Annotated in this window: 4 protein-coding genes; all 4 read left to right on the forward strand. The window is 50.2% G+C overall.

Annotated elements, in window-relative coordinates:
- Positions 1–130 precede the first annotated feature (130 nt).
- A complete protein-coding gene (gene glmM / locus B3W37_RS07770; RefSeq protein WP_483169732.1) occupies positions 131–1486 on the forward strand; it encodes a phosphoglucosamine mutase in 1356 nt (451 codons plus the stop codon).
- Between the two features lie 248 nt (positions 1487–1734).
- Entirely contained in the window at positions 1735–3561 is a 1827-nt protein-coding gene (gene glmS / locus B3W37_RS07775; protein ID WP_483175278.1) for a glutamine--fructose-6-phosphate transaminase (isomerizing), read from the forward strand.
- A 322-nt stretch (positions 3562–3883) separates the two neighbouring features.
- Positions 3884–4351, forward strand: coding sequence for a C-GCAxxG-C-C family (seleno)protein (locus tag B3W37_RS07780; RefSeq protein WP_483169730.1), 468 nt, complete (start codon positions 3884–3886; stop codon positions 4349–4351).
- Positions 4329–5180, forward strand: an 852-nt coding sequence (locus B3W37_RS07785; protein WP_483175279.1) for an ABC transporter substrate-binding protein, incomplete at its 3' end; no start/stop codon positions are given. The genes B3W37_RS07780 and B3W37_RS07785, both read left to right, overlap by 23 nt.

Raw genomic sequence — 5180 nt, forward strand, 5'->3', positions numbered from 1 at the left:
TTAGAGCATGAATCTTTATGTCCGGCCCGGGGATTGCAAGACCTTACCGGATAACAGCGTATTGACAAAAAAGCAGAATTGAATTATCTTCGAACAATCGTAAAGTTATTAATTGCAGGAGGATCTTACTGTGGGGAGTTTATTTGGCACAGATGGAGTCAGAGGTATTGCCAACCTGGATTTAACTGCTGAATTGGCCTTCAAATTAGGCCGGGCAGGAAGTTATATATTAGCCCAGCAAAACCCTGCCGGGAGACCGCGCATACTGGTGGGCAAAGATACCCGCATATCCGGAGACATGCTGGAGTCAGCCCTGGTGGCTGGGATATGTTCTACCGGCGCAGATGTGTTGACAGCAGGAATCGTCCCTACTCCGGCAGTAGCCTATCTGACAGAAAAATACCAGGCTAACTGCGGCATCGTTATATCTGCCTCGCATAATCCGGTAGAGGACAACGGCATCAAATTCTTTGGCCCGGCTGGATATAAACTTCCCGATGAAATTGAAGAAAGAATTGAGGAATTGGTCCGGCAGGGAACGGATGGACTGAGCCGTCCGCAGGGACCTGATGTTGGCCGGGTTTACACCGTTGAAGCAGCCACGGAGAGTTATTTGGAATATCTTTTATCGTGCTGTGGTCAAAAAATGAATTTGCAAGGGATGACAGTGATATTGGACTGTGCCAATGGAGCAGCCTATCACGTGGCTCCCGCTCTGTGGCAGCGCCTGGGCGCCCGGGTCATAAGCATTGGTGACAAGCCCAACGGCATCAATATCAATGAACGCTGCGGCTCAACCCACACCGGGTTGATAAAAAGAGCGGTGCAGCATTATCATGCTGATCTGGGGATCGCTTATGACGGTGATGCCGACCGCTGCATCGCCATTGATGAAAACGGCCATGAGCTGGACGGCGATTATATCATGCTCATCTGCGCCCTGGATATGCATCGCCAAAATCTGCTCAATCCCCCTGCAGTAGTAGCGACAGTGATGAGCAATATCGGTTTTGAGATCGCCCTGCGCCGTGAAAATGTCAGGGTGGATAGCTGCAAGGTAGGGGACCGTTATGTTTTAGAAAAAATGGTGGAGACCGGCGCTCTCCTGGGCGGCGAGCAGTCCGGACACATTATTTTTAAAAGTCATGCCACAACCGGAGACGGTTTGCTGACATCTATCAAGCTGGTGGAGGTGATGAAAAGAACCGGATTGACTCTTTCGGAGCTAGGCCGTGAGATGGAAAAATACCCGCAACTGCTGGTTAATGTCCGCATCGAGAACAAAGAAGCGGTTTTGTCGCATGAGGTTGTTCAAACCGCGCTCAATGAAGCGGAACGGAGACTTGGAGAATGGGGAAAACTGGTGGTGAGGCCCTCGGGAACTGAGCCACTGGTAAGAATCATGGCCCAGGGTTCTGACCAATATCTTTTAAAGGATGTGATTGATGATATCAAAAAGGCTGTCGAGGCGGTAGCCGGTCAATAATCATTAAAGCGCCTGAACCCGAGTTTTCATCTGGGGTTGACGAGGAGGGGGTTTATCGAGTGTTTCGGCGGATGCCCCCCGGTGGCCACCATCGTTAAAAAGCCTGCAAAAGCCGGCAGTAATGCCTGCCACAAAGAGGCTTTTAGTGGATGCCAATATTGTTTATCAAGAGTCGGGAATGGATATTTCCGGCCTGTATTATGGTGCAATATAAACGAAAAAACCCTATGGAGGTTAAATAAAAAAACATGTGCGGAATTATGGGTTATATCGGCCGCTCTGATGCTGTGCCGGTAATTATAGACGGATTGAGCCGATTGGAATACCGCGGCTACGATTCGGCCGGTATTGCTGTATACCGGCCCGGAATGACCGCCAGCCTGGATACCATGAAACGCAAAGGCCGGCTGGCGGAACTGATTGACAATCTGCAGGATTTTCCCGGCAGTACGCTGGGTATTGGACATACCCGCTGGGCCACCCACGGGGTTCCCAGTGACCGCAACGCTCATCCCCATAGCGACTGTTCGGGGCGCATCGCGGTGGTGCATAATGGCATCATTGAGAACTATGCCTCACTGCGCAAACAATTGATACTGGAAGGCCATGATTTTGTGTCGGAAACTGACACCGAGGTGATAGCCCACCTGGTGGAGAAGTATTACCATCACTCCCTGGAAGCGGCGGTGCGCCAGACCCTGGCGGTGGTGCATGGCTCCTTTGCGCTGGCGGCAATCCACCAGGATGAACCCGACAAGATTATCGTCGCCAAAAAAGACAGTCCTTTGATAATTGGGCTGGGGGAAGGCGAGAATTATGTGGCTTCCGATATCCCGGCCATACTGGGACGCACTACCCGGGTCTATATTCTGGATGACAACGAATTTGCGGTGGTCAAGGCGGATGAGGTGGTTATTACCGATTTAATCGGTGACCCGGTGGATAAATCGGTATTTACCGTGACCTGGGACCCCATATCCGCGGAGAAGGGCGGGTATGAGCATTTCATGCTCAAGGAAATCCATGAGCAGCCTGAAGCCATCCGGGCTACGCTCAGGGGAACGGCAGTTAACGGACGAGTCGATTTTTCCCATCTGGGTATGGATGATGTATTTCAAAAGATAAGGAAAATATTTATTGTCGCTTGCGGCACCGCCTATCACGCCGGTTTGGTGGGCCGGGTGGCCATTGAGAAGCTGGCCCGGGTGCCGGTGGAGACTGATATTGCATCGGAATTTCGTTATCGTGAAATCCTGTGGAACCCTGATGATTTGATGATAGTCATCAGCCAATCAGGGGAAACCGCCGATACTAAAGCAGCCCTGCAGGAAGCCAAAAGACAGGGCATCAAGGTATTGGCGGTCACCAATGTGGTGGGGAGCGCTATAGCCCGTGAAGCCGATCAGGTCATATATACCCATGCCGGACCGGAGATAGCGGTAGCCTCTACCAAGGCATATACAACGCAGCTTATCGTGATGTATCTGCTGGCCCTTTATCTGGCTGACGTGCGCGGTACCATGAACAAACAGGAATTGCAGCACCTGTACAGTGACCTGCTCTATACCGATACCCTGGCTGAACAGGTTCTTTCCGAGGAGGGCGAGATCAAAGCGCTGGCCCATAAATACGCTCACGTGCAGAGCACTTTTTTCCTGGGGCGCAGCTTTGATTATGCGGTGGCCATGGAAGGCGCCTTAAAGTTGAAAGAGATTTCATACATCCATGCCGAAGCCTATGCCGCCGGTGAACTCAAACACGGGCCCCTGGCCTTAATCGACAACGGGGTGCCGGTTTTGGCCCTGATTACACAGGATGGCCTGGTGGAAAAGACCATGTCCAATATTAAAGAGGTCAAAGCCAGGGGGGCCGTAGTGGTGGCGATCTGTAAAAACAACCTGCAGGAGGCCTGCCAGGAGTGTGACGAACAGATCCTGCTTCCGGATATAAATCCCATCCTGGCGCCAATAATCGGGGTCATGCCCCTGCAGATCTTCGCCTATTACATGGCCGTGATGCGGGGTCTGGATGTTGACAAACCCAGGAATCTGGCCAAGAGCGTAACCGTGGAATAGGCTGCAATTTACCACCTTGACAGTCTGAAGCCGGAACAGTGAATTAACTAACTGTTCCGGCTTTTGTTCGAATTAGATTATTAATTGCCTGAGTCAAACGAACGGATAACGGCCTTATTCAGGAGCAACCAGCCCATGGTTGTTCTTTTCTATTATCTTGCTTTCTAACATGGAGGATACCAGGTATGCCTGAAATCAAACTAAACAGATAGGATAAATAAAAAGATATTGACAATATTCGATATAGTTCGTATACTGGGTCAAATGGAATATCTTATAATACATATTGAATTACTATGTATTGGCTAAGGGAGGGAATAAAATGCCATTGCAAAAGGAGGAATTGGCCACACAAGCAGTTGATTTGTTCAAAAATGGCTTGTATTGTTCGGAGGCAATTCTCAAAGTGTTTAATGAAGATCTGGATCTAGGGCTGAGCGATGCTGCTCTTAAAATGGCAACTGGTTTTGGCGCGGGTCTGGGCGCTTCTAAATGCTGCTGCGGCTCTTTAACAGGTGCGGTTCTGGTCCTAAGTGCCGTTAAAGGCAGAACAAACCCGGAAAACGATGTAGATGAAGTTTTTGCTTTGACCCAGGAACTGCATAACCGTTTCAAGCAAAAGTACAAGGCCACGTGCTGCCGCAGACTGACCAAAACAGTCATATGGGGGGAACCCGAACACCATCAGCATTGTGAACAATATGTCGGTGGCGCGGTAGAGATACTGGTAGATATTTTGAAAAAAAGCACTGAGGAGGCGGCAGCGGATGAAGCGCAAAAAGTTGGCTAAAATACTGGGACTCATTCTGGCGATAGGTCTTTTATCAGGGTTGTTGGCCGGCTGCAGTAAGAGTGAAACGCCGGCACCTGCGCAGGATACGGCTGTAAAGAAAAAAGCGGTTATCGCTTATGCGGGAGGAACCTGCGAGGCTCCGACATTTGTGGCATACCATAAAGGATTTTTTGAGGAAGAAGGCTTGGAGGTTGAACTGGTTCAGGCCGGATTTGAACAGCTTAAACTGGGCCTGACGGCCGGGAACATTGACGCTGCCCAGGCTAATTTTGCCTGGTTCAAGCCCATAGAGCAGGGGCTCAACATCAAACTTACCGCCGGGATACATACCGGTTGTATCAAAGCTGTTACACCGGCGGATTCGGGTATTAAAAATATTACAGACTTGAAAGGCAAGACCATAGGTGTTGACGCCATTGGCGGAGGTCCGATGATCGCATTGTCCACGAAATTGAGAGAAAACGGCATCAACCCCACCACCGAAGTGGAATGGAAAGCATATCCCGGCCCCCAGCTTGACGAAGCCATTAAGAAAAATGAAATACAGGCGTATATGACCTGGGACCCCTTCCCCACCCAGGCCCATGACCATAACAACCACATCTATCTGCTCGATATCGGTGCGGATGATCCGTTCAAGGATAACTATTGCTGCTTTGTGGGCGTTAATGGGGATCTTGTATCAAAAGATCCTGAGAAGGCGGCGGCGATTACCAGGGCTTTGCTCAAAGCTGCGGAATGGGTGCAAAGCAATCCCCAGGAAGCGGCTCAGATATCTTTGGACAACAAATATGTCGGCGGGGATGTCGAATTAAACGCCAAGCTT

It is taken from the genome of Syntrophomonas sp. UBA5494, assembly GCF_002426325.1.

What these genes read in the sequence shown, in the direction of transcription:
- glmS (WP_483175278.1), top strand. Translation starts at nt 1,735, where the DNA reads ATGTGCGGAATTATGGGTTATATCGGCCGCTCTGATGCTGTGCCGGTA.
- B3W37_RS07780 (WP_483169730.1), top strand. Translation starts at nt 3,884, where the DNA reads ATGCCATTGCAAAAGGAGGAATTGGCCACACAAGCAGTTGATTTGTTC.